The organism is Aromatoleum sp., from assembly GCF_036675785.1.
Classification (GTDB): domain Bacteria; phylum Pseudomonadota; class Gammaproteobacteria; order Burkholderiales; family Rhodocyclaceae; genus Aromatoleum.
Genome location: NZ_JAKFEF010000059.1, coordinates 20369 through 37943 on the forward strand (window position 1 = coordinate 20369; position 17575 = coordinate 37943).

General features: G+C 67.0%; 16 protein-coding genes. 11 read left to right on the plus strand and 5 right to left on the minus strand.

Annotated elements, in window-relative coordinates; all coding sequences use genetic code 11:
* The first annotated feature begins 3 nt into the window (after positions 1-3).
* The 11 genes from V6M37_RS12165 to V6M37_RS12215 all read left to right on the plus strand — a co-directional run bounded on the left by V6M37_RS12165 (position 4) and on the right by V6M37_RS12215 (position 12230).
* Positions 4-1038 carry a DUF2955 domain-containing protein gene (locus tag V6M37_RS12165; RefSeq protein WP_332673619.1) on the plus strand — a complete coding sequence of 345 codons (1035 nt, stop codon included), beginning with the start codon at positions 4-6 and terminating at the stop codon, positions 1036-1038.
* Positions 1039-1230: 192 nt separating this feature from the next.
* Positions 1231-2463: an OmpP1/FadL family transporter gene (locus V6M37_RS12170; protein ID WP_332673622.1), complete on the plus strand. Its 1233-nt coding sequence runs from the start codon at positions 1231-1233 to the stop codon at positions 2461-2463.
* A 223-nt stretch (positions 2464-2686) separates the two neighbouring features.
* Positions 2687-3385: a paraquat-inducible protein A gene (locus V6M37_RS12175; RefSeq protein ID WP_332673623.1), complete on the plus strand. Its 699-nt coding sequence runs from the start codon at positions 2687-2689 to the stop codon at positions 3383-3385.
* Positions 3382-4014, plus strand: a complete 633-nt coding sequence (locus tag V6M37_RS12180) for a paraquat-inducible protein A (protein WP_332673626.1) — start codon at positions 3382-3384, stop codon at positions 4012-4014. The genes V6M37_RS12175 and V6M37_RS12180 overlap by 4 nt, the downstream gene beginning before the upstream one ends.
* Positions 4007-5650, plus strand: coding sequence for a PqiB family protein (locus V6M37_RS12185; RefSeq protein WP_332673628.1), 1644 nt, complete (start codon positions 4007-4009; stop codon positions 5648-5650). The genes V6M37_RS12180 and V6M37_RS12185 overlap by 8 nt, the downstream gene beginning before the upstream one ends.
* The gene (locus V6M37_RS12190; protein WP_332673631.1) at positions 5647-6252 is read left to right on the plus strand and encodes a PqiC family protein; all 606 of its coding nucleotides are present in this window, start codon (positions 5647-5649) and stop codon (positions 6250-6252) included. Before V6M37_RS12185 ends, V6M37_RS12190 begins: the two co-directional genes overlap by 4 nt.
* 72 nt (positions 6253-6324) lie before the next feature.
* Entirely contained in the window at positions 6325-6783 is a 459-nt protein-coding gene (locus V6M37_RS12195) for a glycine zipper family protein (RefSeq protein WP_332673634.1), read from the plus strand.
* A 13-nt stretch (positions 6784-6796) separates the two neighbouring features.
* A complete protein-coding gene (locus V6M37_RS12200; protein ID WP_332673637.1) occupies positions 6797-7195 on the plus strand; it encodes a hypothetical protein in 399 nt (132 codons plus the stop codon).
* Between the two features lie 19 nt (positions 7196-7214).
* Positions 7215-9668 carry a mechanosensitive ion channel domain-containing protein gene (locus V6M37_RS12205; protein WP_332673639.1) on the plus strand — a complete coding sequence of 818 codons (2454 nt, stop codon included), beginning with the start codon at positions 7215-7217 and terminating at the stop codon, positions 9666-9668.
* 119 nt (positions 9669-9787) lie between these two features.
* Complete coding sequence (locus V6M37_RS12210; RefSeq protein WP_332673641.1) at positions 9788-11545, plus strand: ATP-binding protein; 1758 nt, start codon at positions 9788-9790, stop codon at positions 11543-11545.
* Between the two features lie 16 nt (positions 11546-11561).
* A complete protein-coding gene (locus tag V6M37_RS12215) occupies positions 11562-12230 on the plus strand; it encodes a response regulator transcription factor (RefSeq protein ID WP_332673644.1) in 669 nt (222 codons plus the stop codon).
* Positions 12231-12410: 180 nt separating this feature from the next.
* Here the strand turns inward: V6M37_RS12215 and V6M37_RS12220 are convergent, their stop codons facing one another.
* From V6M37_RS12220 to V6M37_RS12240, 5 genes are all read right to left on the minus strand, one after another.
* Positions 12411-13331: a DUF2950 domain-containing protein gene (locus V6M37_RS12220; protein ID WP_332673646.1), complete on the minus strand. Its 921-nt coding sequence runs from the start codon at positions 13329-13331 to the stop codon at positions 12411-12413.
* A 53-nt stretch (positions 13332-13384) separates the two neighbouring features.
* The gene (locus V6M37_RS12225; protein WP_332673647.1) at positions 13385-14866 is read right to left on the minus strand and encodes a DUF3300 domain-containing protein; all 1482 of its coding nucleotides are present in this window, start codon (positions 14864-14866) and stop codon (positions 13385-13387) included.
* A gap of 100 nt (positions 14867-14966) precedes the next feature.
* Positions 14967-15284 carry a hypothetical protein gene (locus V6M37_RS12230; RefSeq protein ID WP_332673649.1) on the minus strand — a complete coding sequence of 106 codons (318 nt, stop codon included), beginning with the start codon at positions 15282-15284 and terminating at the stop codon, positions 14967-14969.
* 143 nt (positions 15285-15427) lie between these two features.
* Positions 15428-16057, minus strand: coding sequence for an RBBP9/YdeN family alpha/beta hydrolase (locus V6M37_RS12235; protein WP_332673651.1), 630 nt, complete (start codon positions 16055-16057; stop codon positions 15428-15430).
* Between the two features lie 131 nt (positions 16058-16188).
* Positions 16189-17490 (minus strand): MFS transporter, encoded by a 1302-nt coding sequence (locus V6M37_RS12240; protein WP_332673653.1) that lies wholly within the window; start codon positions 17488-17490, stop codon positions 16189-16191.
* Positions 17491-17575 lie beyond the last annotated feature (85 nt).

Genomic DNA, 17575 nt, shown 5'->3' on the forward strand with positions numbered 1-17575 from the left:
GCCGTGCGCGCTCCCGATCCCCGCCCGCAACGCGCGCTGCGTTTGGCCGGCGGCACCGCGCTGGCGCTGGCCGCCGGCTTCGCGCTGGCGCCGCCGCTGCCCTATGTGGCGCCGCTGCTCGCGCTCTTCCTGCTGGCCCAGCGCAATCAGGCGCTGCCGCTGAAGGCGGCGATCGGGCTGCCGCTGCTGGTGATGCTGACCACCGGCTGCGGCCTGCTGCTGATCCCGCCGCTGCAGCATGCGCCGGTGAGCGGCCTGCTGCTGATCGCGCTCTGCCTTTTCCATTGCTTCCGCTACAACCGGCGCGGCGGCAACGCCCTGCTCGGCACCTTCATGATCGTCGGCCTGACCCTGATCGCTGCCGCCGGTGCCAGCTCCTTCGCGCTGGCCGTGACGGTCATCGAGGCGCTGGCCAAGGGTCTGCTGCTCGCGGTGCTGGCCGCCAGCATCGCCCACGCGATCTTTCCCGAGCCCGCCGCGGTCGTCGTGCCTCCGCCCCCCGCCGCGGAAAGTGCGTTCGATGCCGGCTGGGTCGCGCTGCGCGCCACGCTGGTGGTGATGCCGGCGCTGCTCGTCGCACTGATCGATCCCAGCCGCTACCTGCCGTTGATCATGAAGTCGGTCAGCCTCGGCCAGCAGGTGTGCAGCCGCGACACCCGCGATGCCGGCCGCGAACTCGTCGGCGCCACCTTGCTCGGCGGCGCACTGGCAATGCTCTTCTGGAGCCTGCTCGGCATCCAGCCCAAGCTGTGGATGTTCTTCCTGTGGACGCTGCTGTTCGTCCTGCTGCTCGCGCGGCGCCTCTACCGCCTGCTGCCCGGCCGCGCCTCGCCCGGCTTCTGGCTGAACTGCATGGCCACGCTGGTGCTGCTGCTCGGCCAGTCGGTGGAGGACAGTGCCGCCGGCAAGGATGTCTATCGCGCCTTCGCGATCCGCCTGGCGCTCTTTATCGGTGTCGCCCTTTACGCCTGGCTGGCCGTGTCCCTGATCGACCGCTGGCGGGCGCACTCGATCGCGCGGCGCGCCCGCAAGGCGTGATGCTCACGCCCGTGACCGCCGCGCGCGGGCCGTAGTAACCGTGGGTTAGCGGCCGCGCATTGCGGGATCTAAATTGATGGTGACGCTAGCCCGTTCGATCAACGAGCGTGGAGTCGAGCGGATCGCCTGCGGGAGCTCCGCAACCGATGCCGGATCGACCAACGTAGATGGGAAGAGAAGGAGCTGTCACCGATGCCCAAGACGAAGAAAAACCATGCTCTGCTCACGCTGGTGGCTGCGATCGGGGTGGCGGGCACAATGCCCGCCCTCGCCGGGATGCCCGCTCTGGCCGGCAGCTCCGCAAAGGCCGACACCGCGGAGACCGCTGTCGGCAATCCGGCCGGGATGGCGCGGCTCGGGGCGCAGGCCACCACGCTGCGTGGCGCCGTCGCGCAGGGGATGGGCGACTTCGAGGTGGACGAAGGCCGAACCACGGTCGCGGGTGGCGATCCGGACGACAGCTCTTCGCCCGTGCTGATTCCACAGGCTTTCCATGTGCGCCGGCTCAGCGAGCGCGTCCACGCCGGCATCTCGCTGACCGTGCCTAGCGGCTTCGGGTCCGACTACGGCTCGGACTGGGCCGGTCGCTACTACACCGACAACTATTCGCTCGTGTATGTGGCGCTGACGCCGGCGGTTTCCTATCGGCTGAACGATGAGTGGTCACTCGGCGCCGCGATCGGGATTAACTACACCCTTTCCGAGAGCGAGGTGGCTATCAATTCGCTCGGCGGCCCGGACGGCAGGCTGAAGGCCGAGCTCGATGGCGTCGGCAGCAACGTCACGCTGTCGGCGCTGTGGGAGATGGACAAGCGCACCCGTTTCGGCCTGGCCTACACGAGCGAGGCGACCGCCGATCTGGAGGGCGACCTCAAGTACAGGAACGCGGGGCCGGTGCTGGGACAGCTTCTCCAGCAGGGTCGCCTGGCCGACGACGTCGAGATCGAGAATACGCTACCACAGCGGATCAACGCCGGCCTCTATCACGAACTGGCCTCAGGCGCCTTCGTCACCCTCGACGTCATGTGGGTGGATTTCTCGAAGTTCGGCACCTCCTCGATATCGCTCGAGGGCACCGAGCTCGACATCGACGAAAGCGGGGCCTTCCAGGATTTCTGGGGCGTCTCGCTCGGCTACAGCTTTCCCGCCCGCAATGGGCGGCGCTACTCCGTCGGCGCGCTCTACGTCACCGCGCCGGCGGACGACGACGAGCGCAGCCTCGCTCTGCCGCTGGACCGGATTTGGGGCATCGGCGGCGGCGTGCAGTTCGCCCGCCCTGACGGCACCCTGCTGGATATCAACCTCAACCTGATCAATTACGGCAAGGGCGAAGTCGATACCGGCCCCGCGCCGGTGCGCGGGCGCGTGGTGGGCGAAACGGAGAATCCCTATCTGCTGGTGCTGGACGTGGCCTACCACTTTTGATCTCGCTGCGGCGGCCGAATCGGCGGCCGGCGGGCGCAACGTGATCTTCTTCGCCGGGGTGGAGGGGACGCGCGAGACCTCGCTCGGTTCATCGCCGCACATCGAAGCCCTGGCCATCCTCGGGTATCGGACCAAAGTCTAATGGCGAGTTGCTGCCCGTAGCCACTAATCTGCATTCTGTGAGGCTGTGCTAAACGGTCCCCGATGGCGTGCGGGCAGCGCAGTGGAAATATCGACTTCGAGCGAGCCCGAGAAGTCCGCTGTTCAGGAAACTGCAGCACCACTTACGCTGCGGGATATTGATGACATGTCGGTCCCGAACCTCATAGCCTGCCACGAATGCGATCTGCTTCAGCGCGAGGTGCCGCTGCCGCTGCATGGCGCGGCACGCTGTATGCGCTGCGGCGCAACGCTTTACCGCAATGTGCCGGACAGTGTCGACCGCACGCTCGCCTACACGCTTGCTGCAACGGTCATGTTCGTGCTGGCGAACGCATTTCCCATCGTCGGACTCGATGCTCAAGGCAACCACACGTCGACCACGCTCTTCGGCACGGTGCGCACATTGCATGCTCAAGACATGAGCAGCGTCGCGGCCCTTGTGTTTTTCACCACGATGCTCATGCCCTCGCTGCAGCTGGGCGCGATGCTCTACATGCTGCTTCCGCTTAAGCTTGGGCGCGTGCCGCGCTTCCTGCCGACGATGTTCCGGATGGTGGAGATCGCGCGCACGTGGGGCATGGTCGAGGTCTTCCTCCTTGGCACGCTGGTCTCCCTGGCCAAGCTCGCGCACCTTGCGAGCCTCGTGCCCGACATCGCCTTATGGTCGTTCGCCGCGCTGATGGTGCTGCTCGCGGCCTCGGCATCGTCGTTCGATGAGCGAAGCTTTTGGGAGCGGGTAAGAGCGGAGAGTGTCCGATGAAGGCGGCTCCGCTTACCGCTTGGCAGGCAGGGCTGATGCCCTGCCATGCCTGCGGCCTCCTGAACCGGCCCGCGACGCGCGCGCACGACCTCGCGTGCGTCCGCTGCGGGGCACACCTGCACCACCGCAAGCCCGACAGCATTGCGCGCACCTGGGCCTTCCTCATTGCCGCCTGCATCCTTTACATCCCCGCCAATGTGCTGCCCGTGATGGAGACGGGCTCGCTGTTCGGCGCTCAGAGCGACACGATCATGAGCGGGGTGATCTACCTCTGGGTGTCGGGCTCGTGGCCGCTCGCGGCGCTGATCTTCTTTGCCAGCATCATGGTGCCGCTCGCCAAGATCCTCGCGCTGCTCGTCCTGGTGGTTTCCGTTCAGCGGCGCTCGGCATGGGCGCCCCATCAGCGCGCACGACTCTACCGCGTCACGGAGTTCGTCGGCCGCTGGTCGATGATCGACATCTTCGTCGTCGCCATCCTGGCTGCGCTGGTGCAGTTCCAGGCGCTGGCCACGATCAGGGCGGGTAGCGGCGCGACCGCCTTCGGTGCGGTGGTGGTGCTGACGATGTTTGCCGCGCAGGCGTTCGATCCGCGCATGATCTGGGATGCGATGAGGGACGGTCATGAGTGAGCCAACGAATGGTTCGGAGGTGCCGGAACTCCCGGAAGCGGTGGCTGCATCCAGGCGGCGCCGCGGGCCCCAGTTGGTCTGGATCATTCCGCTCGTGGCGGCGCTGATAGGAGGATGGCTCGCCGTCAAGACATTGCTCGAGCGCGGGCCGATCATCACCGTCAGCTTCACGACGGGAGAAGGTCTGGAGGCCGGCAAGACCAAGATCAAGTACAAGGATGTCGAGATCGGCGTGGTGAAGAGTGTTGCCTTGGCGAAAAACCGCGCCGGCGTCGTGGCGACCGCCGAGCTCGCCCAGCAGGCCGAGAGTCTGCTGGTGGAAGACACGCGTCTCTGGGTCGTGCGGCCACGCATTTCCGGCGCAAGTGTGTCGGGTTTGGCCACACTGCTGGGGGGCTCGTATATCAGCATCGACGTGGGCCAGTCGGCGCAATCGCGGCGCGACTTCGTCGGCCTCGAGACGCCACCCGTCGTCACCATGGACGTGCCGGGCAGACATTTCATGCTGCGCGCCGAGGACCTCGGGTCCCGCGAAGTGGGTTCCCCGATCTATTTCCGCCGTATCCAGGTCGGGCAGCTCGTCTCCTATGACCTGGACAAGGATGGTAGCGGCGTGACGTTGAAGGTTTTCGTCCAGGCGCCCTACGATCAGTTCGTCACCGAGAACACGCGCTTCTGGGACGCCGGCGGTGTGGACGTCAAGCTGGACGCGACGGGATTCAGGGTGGATACCCAGTCGCTGGTATCCATCCTGGTGGGCGGCATCGCCTTCCAGACGCCGGAGAATCCTGTGGTTCCGGTACGCGCTGCGGAGAACGCCACCTTCAGCCTGTATGCGAACCGCGAGCTGGCCTTGAAGAATCCGGATGTGGTCGCGGAGACCTACACACTGGTATTCAGGGATTCGGTGCGGGGACTCTCCGTGGGGGCGCCCGTGGACTTCCGGGGCATCGTGATCGGCGAGGTCACGGCGATTGATGTGGATTTCGATCCGGAGACGAAGTCGTTCAGCATGCCGGTCGAATTCCGTTTTTACCCGGAGCGCCTGCGGGGCAGAATGCGCGAAGGTGCCGTCGCACCCCGAGATGTCATCAGCGGCGCCAAGGAGCGCCTCAACTTCATGGTCGAGCGCGGCCTGCGCGCCCAGCTGCGCACGGGCAGTCTCCTGACCGGGGCTCTGTACGTCGCGGTGGATTTCTTCCCCGATGCGCCGAAGGCCGAGATGAAATGGACCGAGGAGCCGGTCGAGTTCCCCACGGTTCCAGGAGCCTTCACGGAATTGCAGGCGCGTCTGACACGTATCGTGGCCAAGCTGGAGAACGTGCCCCTCGAGGCCATCGGCGCGGATCTGCGCCGGACCTTGAAAACCCTCGACCAGACATTGCAGAGCTCCAATCAACTGGTCAAGCGTGTGGACCAAGAGCTGACCCCCGAACTGCGCACGACCCTTGAAGGAGCGCGCCGCAGTCTCGCTGCGGTCGAGTTCACGATGGCGAGTGAAGCCCCTCTCCAGCAAGACGTGCGGGAGACCCTGCGCGACCTGTCCAAGGCATCGGACTCGCTGCGCGCTCTGGCCGACTACCTGGAACGCCATCCGGAGTCCCTGATCCGCGGCAAGAGGGAGGACACGCCATGAAACCGCGTCGCGTCGCGGGAGCTGCCGCGGTGACCTTGCTCGCCGTGGCCCTGGCCGGCTGCGGCACTACCCCGAAAACGAGCTACTACACACTGGCCCCCGGCCCGGTGCAGCCGGACGCTGCGCAAAGTGCTGCCCAATACACGGTTGCAGTCGGACCCGTGACGCTGCCTGATGCGGTCGACCGGCCCCAACTCGTCGTGCGCGTAGCGACCAACCAGGTCGCACTGCTGGACCAGCACCGCTGGGCCGAACCGCTCAAGAGCGAGATTCCGCGCGTGATCGCCGGCAATCTGACGCAGCTGCTCGGAATGGCACGCGTTTGGGCCTACCCCCAGAATACCGGCAGCGACGCGGACTACCGGGTGCGGGTGGACATCGTGAGCTTCGAATCGGCTCCCGGCGACAGCGTGACTCTGGGCGCCCTTTGGGCGGTGGAGCGCAAAGCCGCCGGTGAAGTGAGAGCGGGCCGTTCGGTGATACAGCTGCCGGCGATGGGGCCGGACTACGCGGCCGTCGTGGCCGCCCACGGTCGTGCCCTCGCGAGCCTGAGCGAGGAACTGGGCGAGGTCATTCGCGCCATGCATGCAGGGAACCATTGAGGGCGAGGAAATGCGAGCCGAGCTGTGTCCGGGCAGTTGATCGGTTGAAGACCGAACACCAGGAGGAATCCGATGAAGCTCCGTGTAGGCCTGTGTACAGGCGTCGTATTCGTTGCCCTGGCACCGGTGACAGTCCTGGCGCAAGAGCCGATTGTCTACCCTGCCAAAGGGCAGTCACCCGAGCAGCAGCAGAAGGATGACGGCGAGTGCTACGTCTGGGCGAAGAACAACACGGGCGTCGATCCCGCGACGCCTGCCGCCGAGTCTTCTGCGCCATCCCGGCGCGGCGGCGAGCGTGTCAGAGGGGCGGCGCGCGGGGCGGTCGGGGGGGCGGCGATAGGTGCGATCGCCGGCGACACCGAAAAGGGCGCCGGCGTCGGCGCCGTGATGGGCACCATGGCCGGAGGCCGCCAGGCGCGCCAGAACCAGGCGGGCCAGCAGCAGGCCCAGAATCAAGGTCAACAGCAGCTCGACGCCTACCATCGGGCCTACCAAGCCTGCATGGAAGGCCGTGGCTATACGATCAGGTGATGCAGGGGAGAATATGGAAGCGAAAACCTTGCGCTGGACTCTTCTTGCTACCGCCGTCCTGGTTTCGGTGCCCGGCTTTGCCGGTGACTTCGACGGCTCGAAGAACCTGATCTGCGCCTCCGTGGAGGTGAGGGACTGCATGCCCGGCATGGGGTGCCTGCAGGGGACGCCCGGTGACACCGGTGCCCCCGCGTTCATGCGCATCGACTTCAACAAGAAGACGGTAAGCGGTCCCAGGCGCACATCGCCCATCGAGGCTTTGGAAAACGAGGAACACCAGCTCCTGCTGCGCGGCAGGGAGCTCGGCCATGGCTGGATCATGGCGCTCGACCGGGAGAGCGGCAGGATGGCAGTCTCGCTCGTCGACCGCAGCGGCGCGTTCGTCATCTTCGGTTCCTGCACACCCCTCTGAGCAAAGTCGGACCAATGCGATGCACGTGCCGGGAGATGTCCTTGGAACCGTCGTCGCCATGCGCCCGTGGTGCCTGCGCGCGCGTCGGTTTCGACTGGCCGGCGGGGTCGCGCTCGGCCTCCTTCTTGTTCTCTGCCTGCCGTCGCCCTGCGCCTGGGCGCAGACGCCGAAATGGCTGACCTCCGGCTCCCAGGCGACCGAACAACGAGCATCGGCCACGGAACCCTCGCTCAAGGAGCAAATGGCCGCCGTGCACGAACGGCTGGATGCACTGCGCAAACGACTCGCGGAGTCGCCGCCCGCCGAGTCCAATGCACCGTTGCCCGCCCGCGTGACCAGCGAAGAATGGACGGAAGTCCGGCATCTCTTGGGCGGCATGGAGATCCAGTACCACAAGCATCTGGATTCGCTGCGTGCGCTCGAGGAGGTTCGCCGGTCACAGCAGGAACTGAAGCAGGAAGGCGAGCGTTGGCAAAGGTTCACGGAGCCGCCGCCTTATCCGGTCAGCTTTGTCGACGACCTGTGGAACCAGGTTCGTGCCAAGGACCGCGAGATCCAGGTGGGCCGCGTCGATCTCGAGTTCATCGAGAGCCTGCTCGACGACGCGCGCGCACAGTTGAAGCCTGTCCGCCAAGCGCTGCGCCAGGCCGACGAGCGGCTTGCAGCGGCGCGTGGAACCGGGGAGGTGGTCCGCGCGCGCTGGCTCAGGGATCTCGCGGAACTGCGCAGTCGCCACGCTGAGGCGACGGTCGCAGCGCTGGAAAGCGAACGCCAACGCAAGACCGAGGCGCTGGCCTATCGGCTCGGCGAACGGGATCTGCTTCAGCGCAAGGCCTTGACTGCGCTCCGGCTGTCTCCCCTTTCGGAGGGGGATCGCGATGCCAAGCTGGCGGTGCTCGCGGATGAGCAGCGCGAGATCCGGGCCGAGATCGAGAGGATGGCCACGGAAGAGAAGAAGACACAAGACCAGCTCCATGCGGCACGGGAGGAGTTGCGCGAGCGCAGCGCACGTCGCCCGCCGGCGGAGGGGCAGGGCGCGCGCGACGACCTCGCCCCGCTTCAGCAGAAGCTCGACACGCTCAAGGTCGAAGCGGATCTGGCGAATTTCGTCCTCCGAATGCTCCGCTTGCTCCATCAGGCCAACGGCATCCAAGTGCAGACGTGGGAGCGGCGGTATCGGCTCGAGCAGGAGAAAAGCACCAAGGCCATCGACGACGCCGTGGCGAGTAGCACACAGAGCCTCGATCGCGTCAGGCTGCTCCGGGCGCACGTGCTCTCGGAGTTCGACCTGATGCAAAGACGCCTGGATTTTCAGCGGAGGCGGCTCGCGGCGTGGCAGCCTGGGGATGGAGAGAGGAGCCTCGCAGAGCGCGAGTTGGGCGCCTACGAGCGTGGGGAGGTCTTCCTGCGGCGCGTCTTGGCGAAGGCGGACGAAGTCGACGCGCTGCTGAGCAACTGGCAGGAAGGGATGCGCCTGCAGCGCGAGGCGTCGTCGCTCGTCGAGCGGATGCGTGGCCTGATCGCAACCTTTGCCGAGGTTGCCGGCCAGTTCTGGAACTTCGAGCTGGTCGCCGTGGAGGACAGGATCATCGTCGAGGGACGGGAGCTGGTGGGCAAGCGCAGCGTCACTCTCGGCAAGATACTCCAGGTTGTTCTGATCGTGGTCGTGGGGTTGTGGCTCACCGTGTATCTGGCCGCCCGTGGGCGACGGATCATGCTGCGGCTTTATCCGGGAAACGAGAGCCGCGCGCTGCTCATTCACCGGGTGCTCGTCCTGCTGGCGGGTGTGGGGCTGATCGTGTTCGCACTGGGGACCGTAAACATTCCCCTGACGGTGTTCGCATTCCTCGGCGGGGCGCTTGCCATCGCCGCGGGCTTTGGTGCCCAGAACATTCTCAACAACTTCATCAGCGGCCTGATCCTTCTGATCGAGCGCCCGATCAAGTTGAACGACATCGTGGAAGTGGAGGGAATCCGCGGGCACGTCACGAACATCGGCAGCCGCTGCTGCCACGTCCGTCGCTTCGACGGCATCGATATGCTCATCCCCAACAGCAGCTTCCTGGAAAAGAGCGTTACCAACTGGACCCTCTCCGACCCGAGACTGCGATTCACCGTCAACCTGCGCGCTGCCTACGGCTCAACCATCCGCGAGGTGGTGGCGTTGATCAAGCTGGGAGTCGAGCACCACCCCCGGGTCCTGAAGGATCCTGCACCGGAAATCTATCTTCAGAATTTCGGCGAGAGCGCGTTCGAATTCCGCGTCGACGTGTGGGTGGATATCGCAGTCGAATCCAACTGGCAAAGGGTGGTGAGCGACCTACGTGTTCGCATCGACGAGCTCTTCCGCGAGGCGGGCATCGTCATCGCGTTCCCGCAGCGGGACATCCACCTGGACGTCGTTCAGCCCATCAAGATCGAGATGCCGCAGGCGCGGTCCGAGCCGGTCGAGCCCTCTCCCCGCGTACGCTGAGGCGCCCGATTGCCGCGAGGATCGCCCGCGCTGCGCCTACGCTGCGGTGGATTCTGCAATGATGCTGATCTATCTTGCTGTGTACGGGCTACACCGCATATCCCACAGGTTAGAAAGCCATGGTCCAACTTGGCCGCAGGCTGTTCGCGTCAGCAGGGCAGGGTAGCGCGCCACCGGATTGGCCTGGGGCCTCGGCCGTCGGGTGTCTGGATCTCGTTTCCCTGCTATCGGCCAGGTTCGCCGGTATTTCCGCCGATCGGGTGGATGCCGAGATCGAAGCCGGGTTGCGGCAGGTCCTCGAGTTCTTCGAAGTGGACTTGTGCGTGTTGTTCGAGGTCTCCGCCGAGGGGACGAAGATCTCCGCAGCTCACCTTGTCGGAAATCCGGGCCTGTCCATGCCGCTCACGCTGAGTGTGTGCGAGCTGTTTCCCTGGAGCGTCCAAAGCGTAATACGAAGTGTAGGGGCGCTTCGTCTGCATCCGCCGGACGCGCTTCCGGCGGATGCGACGAAGGACCGGGCGAGCTGCGAACACTGGGCCTTGAAGTCGATGTTGTTGATACCGCTGAGGGCTGCTGGCGTCGTGCGGAGCATCATTGCCGTAGCCGGGGCTCAACGCGAGCGGGAATTGCCTGAAGAGTGCATTCCATGGTTGCGGTTGCTCGGCGATATCTTCATGAATGCCCTGGACCGAAGGGCCATGGAGGAGGCGCAGAAGAAGACGGAGAAAGCCTTGCGCGAAAGCGAGCAACGCCTTGCTCTTACTCAGCGCGTCGCCCGGCTCGGAACCCTGGAATGGGACACCGCGTCCGGCAGGATTACAGCCTCCGAGGAGGCTTGCCGCATCTTCGGCATAGCGTCCAACGAATATGCCAATCCCCGATTGGGGAGGGTCATTCATCCCGATGACCGGAGTGCCTTGCAGGAGGCGATCGGCCGAACCCTGAGTAACGGCAATGCCCGATTCTGCTTGGAGTACCGGATCGTGCGCCCGGACGGAACCGAGCGCATCATCCAGGACCAGGGCGAAGTGACTGACCTGTCGGACGCCGCTCCCGCCAAGGTCATCCGTACAGTCCAAGACGTCACGGAGTCGCGCCAGGGGGAGCGCGAATTGCAGCGCCTGCGCAGCCAGTTGTGGCATACCGACCGGGTCGTGCACGTCGGCGCACTGACGGCCTCGCTTGCCCACGAGCTGAACCAGCCCCTTGCCGCCGTTCTCTGCAACGCGCAGGCAGGGCTGCGCTTTCTCGCCGGGGGTGCCCCGGACCTCGAGGAGCTGGGCGACATCCTGCAGGACGTCGTACGCGACACCAAGCGCGCGGGGGCGGTCATCAGTGGATTGCGCACGATGGTGCGGCGACAGGAGATCGAGCGAACGAGGATTGACCTTGCAGAATCGCTCAGGGAGGTGCTCGAGTTGCTGCACGGCGAGTTCGTGACGCATCAAGTCGAAGTGGCGGCACAGTTCGACGCAAACTGCGCCGTGCTGGCGGACAACACACAGATTCAGCAGGTGACGCTCAACCTGGTGATGAATGCCATCGATGCCATGCGTGAGCAGTCCGCGGAGCAGCGGCGGTGTCTGCACGTATCGCTCTCCTATAGCGGTGAAGGCGCTGTGCGCGTGGCCGTACGGGATTCCGGTGGGGGCATGCCCCGCGAAAAGCTCTCGACCGTGTTCGATGCATTCTGGACGACGAAGCCGCAGGGAATGGGACTGGGGCTTGCCGTATGCCGCGCCATTGTCGAAGCCCACGGCGGCACCATCTGGGCGGAGGCCAACCGCGACCGGGGCGTTACCTTCATATTCGAGCTGCCGGCGGCACCCAGGCTGGCCGCGGGCGACGCGGCCGGCTTGGCCGAAGCCGCCGGCTGAAGAGAGCGTGCACCCCATGATCAAGAGCCAGGCAACTGTGTTTGTCGTCGAGGACGAGGAGCCCGTGCGCCGCAGTCTCGAGCGGCTGATGCGCGCGGCGGGATGGAAGGCCGAGACCTTTGCCACGGCTTACGAGTTCCTGGAACGATCGCCGCGATCCGAAACGGGGTGCGTGTTGCTCGACGTCGAGATGCCCGAAATCGGCGGACCCGAGTTGCACGATCGGATGTTGGAGCGGGAATTCACGTTACCCGTCGTGTTCCTCACCGGACATGGCGACGTCCCGACGAGCGTGCAGGCGATGAAAAAGGGCGCCGTCGATTTTCTGCTCAAGCCAGTCGACGACCAGGTATTGCTGGACACGATCCAGCGGGCGGTGGAGCAGCACGCCGCCGAGCAAGCCCGGCAGCGGGAGCGGCAGGACATCGCGGAGCGTCTGGAGCGGCTCTCGGCAAGGGAGCGGGAGGTGATGGGGTACGTGATCCAGGGTCGATTGAACAAGCAGATCGCGGGCGATCTGGGAATTGCGGAGAAGACCGTCAAGGTCCATCGCGGCCGGATCATGGAGAAAATGGGCGTGCGTTCCGCCGTCGTGCTGGCCCACCTTTGCGACGCAATCGGAGGAGAGGGCCTGTACCGCTCTCCTCCCGTCCGGCATCCCCAATCGGACCAACGTCCGATTTGAGGATCGGGGGCGCGCGTGACCTTCGCACCCGGCGTGTCCCCCAGCCCTTGTCCGCATAATTGCAAATGTCATTGAGCGTGTGCTCGTCCACGTGTTCCGTGGCCCGGGGGCAGGCTACACGGCAATCGCGTGACCCGCGTGCGACACGTCCGCGGGCGCGATGGCCGCAGAATCGCAGAATCAGTGTTGTTCCGCCCTGGTCCATCCCGGGCCCGGGTCGAAACGGCTCATTTGCATTGCGCGCTTTGCCGTTGCCCTGCCGAGGTCGGCCTGGAAGACGACGCCGTCGTGGTTGACGATGAAGCTCATGATGCCCGTCTCGCCGTAGCGCACCGGCCAGGCCACCAGCGCATGGCCGCCGATCATGCGGCCGCCGACGATGTAGTTGGTGGCGCCGCCCGGGGCGTCCGGGCCCTGCGCGGTGAGGATGCGATAGCGGTAGCCGTGGTAGCCCTCGCCCTCGCGCGCGCCCTCCGCCTGCGCCCGGGCGACGAGCGGCCCCAACGGGCTCGACGGCTCGCCGTCGGCGGTCGGCCAGTAGAGGCCGTCGCGGTGGCCGGGGCTGCTGAGCAGGCGGCGGGCGTAATCGGCCACGCCGTTGCTATCGTGGTCGATCTCCGCATATTCCTGCTGGGCGTCGCAGTATGCGAGGGCGACCTGGATCGCCGAGAGCTCGTTTCGGCCGATCGCGCGCGCGCGGATCTCGCGCACGCCGGCCAGGGTATCGAAGCGCCAGCCATCCGCGCCCTTCACCAGTGGCACCGGCAGGGTCCAGCCGTCGTCGCCGACCTCCAGCAGGGCGCGCGCGTCGCCGTCGGCGACGACGCGGTGCGAACGTGACCAGGCGGCAGCGAAGCGTTCGCGGATCTCCTCGCCCGCAGGCGGGATCAGCGTGCGGAAATCCTCGCCGAGCAGGTCCCGCAGGCGGGCCTCGTCCTGCTTCTCGATGGCGTCGGCGAGCACAGCCGCGAGCACCTCGGGCGAAGGATGGGAGCGCTGCACCGCGGCCGCGGGCAGCGGGACGGCCGCCAGCAGCACTGCGGCGAACAGGAACGGGGTGAAATTCGTCGGGCGGCGCGAGGCAGGGAGGAAGTTTTTCATGGTGTTCTCTTTCGCTGTCGGCATCGGTGGAAGGGGGAGCGCGGGGCTCGGCTTCAGCGGCGTCCGCCGCCGCCACCTCGGCCGCCGCCGCCGCGTCCTCCGCCGAAACCGCCCCCGCCACCGCCACCGAAGCTGCCCCCGCTGCTGCGCGCGGCCATCGTCTGCTGGCTGGCGCGGCCGCGGGCGGCATCACGCTGCACCCGCGGACCGTCGCCGACACCGTCGAGCGCGCTCGAACGCGGCGACGCCTGTCGCCCGGCGCCGGTTTGTCGGGCCTGCGCACCGTCACGCGTGCGCTCGGCCGGCCGCGCCTGCGCGGTGGCGCGCTCGCTCGAGCGGTCCGCCGCGCCTGCGCGATCGCCTATGCCCCCGCGATCGCCCGCACCCCCGCGATCGCCCGCACCTCCACGATCGCCCGCACCTCCACGATCGCCCACGCCTCCGCGATCGCCCACGCCTCCGCGATCGCCCACGCCTCCGCGATCGCCCACGCCTCCGCGATCGCCCACGCCTCCGCGATCGCCCACGCCTCCCCGATCGCCCACGCCTCCCCGATCGCCCACGCCTCCCCGATCGCCCACGCCTCCACGATCGCCCACGCCCCCGCGATCCCGATCCGCCACGCCCGCCCGATCCCCGGTCCGCCCGCGGTACTGCTGGCGGTCAGCCGCGCCAGGCAGATCGCGGCCGTAGCGCTCGCGGCTGGCCGGGTCGCGATAGGCGACGCCGCCGCGCCGCTGTGGGTCGTGCCGCCAAGTGTTGCGGTCGCCGCTGCGATTCACGTTGGTGAAATTGCGGTCGATGTTGGTCGCCCGGTTGATGTCGATGTCGACGTCGCCGTTGTTCCAGTCGCAGTCGCTGAAGATCGCGCCGACGGCGGCCACCCCCAGCCCCCAGGCGATGCCGGTGGCAAACGCGCCGCCGGGGTAGTAATAGGCCGGCGGCGGGTAATACACCGGCGGGTAGGACGGGTAGGCCCAGGCGCCGTACACCACGGTGGGGTTGTAGGCCGGCACATAGACCACTTCCGGGCTGGCCGGCTGGACCACGATCGTCTGACCCTGGGTGCTCACCGTCTGTTGCGGCGTCGATTCGAGGTTGCCCGCCGCCTGCGCCTGGCGCCGCAGGCGCTGGACCGAGGCGAGCACGTCCTGCTGCTGGGCGAGGAAGGCGTCACCCAGCCGCTGCGTCCAGTCGATCTGCGCGCTCATCGTCTCCAGCACCTGCGGAAAGGCGACCAGCGACTTCACGCTGACGTCCCAGGTCTCGCCCCCCACCGCCTGCACCGCCGCGTCGCCCTTCGTGTCGGGATGCGCCTTCGACCAGTTGGCCGCCTTCACGACGTCGAGCGGATAGGTCGCCGCCATCAGCACCTGCATCAGCAGCGGGTCGGGATAGAGCGCGATCGGCGCCAGCATCTGATCGAGCTCCTCGGACTTGAACGGTGTCGGCGTGCCTTGGGCGTGCGCGCCGGTCGCCGCGAGCAATGCGGTCGCGAGCAACCAGGTCGCGAGCCGTCTGACGATGATCCACATGAGCCCTCTCCTCGTCGGTCGCGCCGGTCGGCGCAGGATCGCATCGTTCCACACGCTCGCCGGCGGCCCGCCCCTCACGTAGGAGCGGCGGCAGCCGCGATCAGAACATCGACAAGCGCCCGGGACAGCATTTCGCGGCGTTCGCCGCTCCTGCAATGAGATCGCCCGATCGCCCCCTCAGCGCGGCGGCGCGCCGGATCTCGGCAGCGCGCCGGGGCCGATGCGCTCGGCGCCGGTGGCGCAGGCGGGGACCGACCACACGACGTCGAGTCCAACCCTCGCCGCGACGTGACTCGAATGCGAACCTCGATTCATATACATCGTAGTCCGCCGCATTGCCGTTTGCCGCGGTCGACACCTCGGCTCCGGGCAGCCGCGTCAGGTCGGCGGCGATCACGCGCGGGATCTCGCTCTTCACCGGCTCGACCCGGTTTGGCGCCAGCCGCGGATGACGAGGATGAACCGCTCGACACCGAATGGCGTGCCCGAGCTTGAGTTCACGCACTGGAAGTGCGGGCCCTCAACGAGTTGAGAGGCTTGTCCAGGCTGAACGACATCGTCCTAGGGAAGCGAATCGGCGCCAGAATGGTGGGCAATTGAAAGCTGGGGCAGGCCCTCACGTTCGCCCGCCAACTCCCGAATGAGCACCTCCGCCTGGGGCCATTCGCCAAAACCGGCCGCGGGATTGAGGTGGCCGACAGCACCGATGTTCTCCAAGCGGCTCCCCCAAGCGTTCGCGAATTCGCAGACGCGCTCGAATCGACCGAGCGGGTCGTCGGTGCTCGCTGCAACGATGCTGGGGAAGGGCAGCGGGTCGCGCGGGATCGGCAGCCAGCCGTTTTCGCGCAGGGCGTCGGCCGTCGGGTAACCCGCCGGGAAGGGGGATTCGAGGTCGGCCGGGGCGGCGAGCAGCGCGCCCAGGATCGGGCGCTGATGCTGCTGCGCCCAATGCACCGTGATCATCACGCCGGCGCTGTGCGCGACGAGGATTACCGGACCGTCGATGTCGGCGAGCGCGCGGTCGAGCGCAGCCACGCGCGCGTCGCGGCTAAGCTTGTCGTGCTCGAGCGGCGCCACCGAGCGGACCTTCTTGTGCTCGCCGAGGAGCTTCTGTTCGAGCAGGGTCTGCCAGTGCTCCGCGACATGGTCGCGCAGCCCGGGAACGATCAGGATCGTCGGGGAGGTCGTCATCGTTGTGGTTCTCGTCGTTAGCCGGCGATCGAATACTCCTCTTCGCGCTGGATCTATCGAAGGGCCGTGGCCGGGCTTCGACGAGTCCGGCGGAAGGGTATTCGGGTGGCCGGCTGATGGTGGTTGAAGAATCAGCGCTGCATCGCCTCGATGCGCTTCAAGTCGTCGGCGTAGTGGCGCCTGCCGATCGCGAACGCGGCGATCGCGCCGAAGGCGACGAGCGGGACGAGCTGCATCGCCGCCATCAGGTCGAGCCGGTCGGCGACGAGGCCGGTGACGAACGGGCCGGGGGCGAGGCCGAGCAGGTTGTTCGCAAGCGTCAGCGTCGCGAACGCGGTCGCGTGGATGGACGGGTGCGTCAAGTTCGCGACCATCGCGCCGGCGGGGCCGGTCGTGCCGGCGACCATCGCCATGCCGGCGCCGATCATGACCAGTTGCGCAGGGCCGGGCGGCAGCTGGAACGCGACGAGCAGCAGCGACGCCGAGATCAGCGAGTACGCCATCGCGATCGCCCATTTGCGCGCAGGCGCCGGACGGCTCAGGCGGTCGGTGGCGATGCCGCACAGGACCATGCCGATCGCGCCGACGAGGATGAAGACCGCGGCGCCGACGCCGGCCTTGTCGGTCGGCAACGCGTAGTAACGGTTCAGGAAGCTCGGCAGCCACGCGAGCATCGCCGCCATGATGAAGAGCTGCAGCCCGCTCCCGACGTAGGCCGCGATCACCGACACCGACGAGAAAAGCCCGGAAAAAATCTCGCGCAGCCCGGGCCGCTCGGGCGTCTTCGCGACGCGCCGCGAGCCCTCGGGCGGGCAGAGCCGGTCCTCGCGCACGATCAGCGCATAGAGAACGACGAGCGCGAGCCCGAACGCGGCCATCGCGCCGAACGCCCAGCGCCAACCGAGCTGCGCCGCGATGACGCCGCCGAACGCCATGCCGATGACGGAGCCGACCGGCCCGCCGGCCATGAACGCGCTGCTCAAGGTCGAGCGCAGGTGCGCCGGGAAGATGCTGAGGATCAGCGCGATGCCGACGCTGCCGTAGGCCGCCTCGCCAACGCCGACGAAGAAGCGCGCGGCGAACATCTGGTTGTAATTCGCGGCGATCGCGCAGCCGAGCGTCGCGACGCTCCACAGCGTCGCCATCAGCGTGACGCTCTTGACGCGCCCCCAGCGGTCGGCGACGACCGACAGCGGGAAGGTCAGCAGCCCGACGAGCAGCGCGACAATGCTCGACAGCGAACCGAGCTGCGTGTCGGTGAGCGACCATTCGGCTTTCAACACCGGGAAGACCGCGTTGAGCACCTGGCGCGACATGTAGTCGGACAGCAGCAGTCCGAAGGTCAGCGCGAAGACGATCCATGCGTAAGTGCGCGGTTTCGTGCGCGCGGCGGCCGGGGCTTCCGGCAAGACCTCTGCGATATAGACGGCCAAGGTTGTCTCCTCTCGTGGGTGGCCGTTCCGGCGCCTTATTGGAGCGCCGGCCGGCAGTCGTTGTTCTTATAACCGACAATCACCG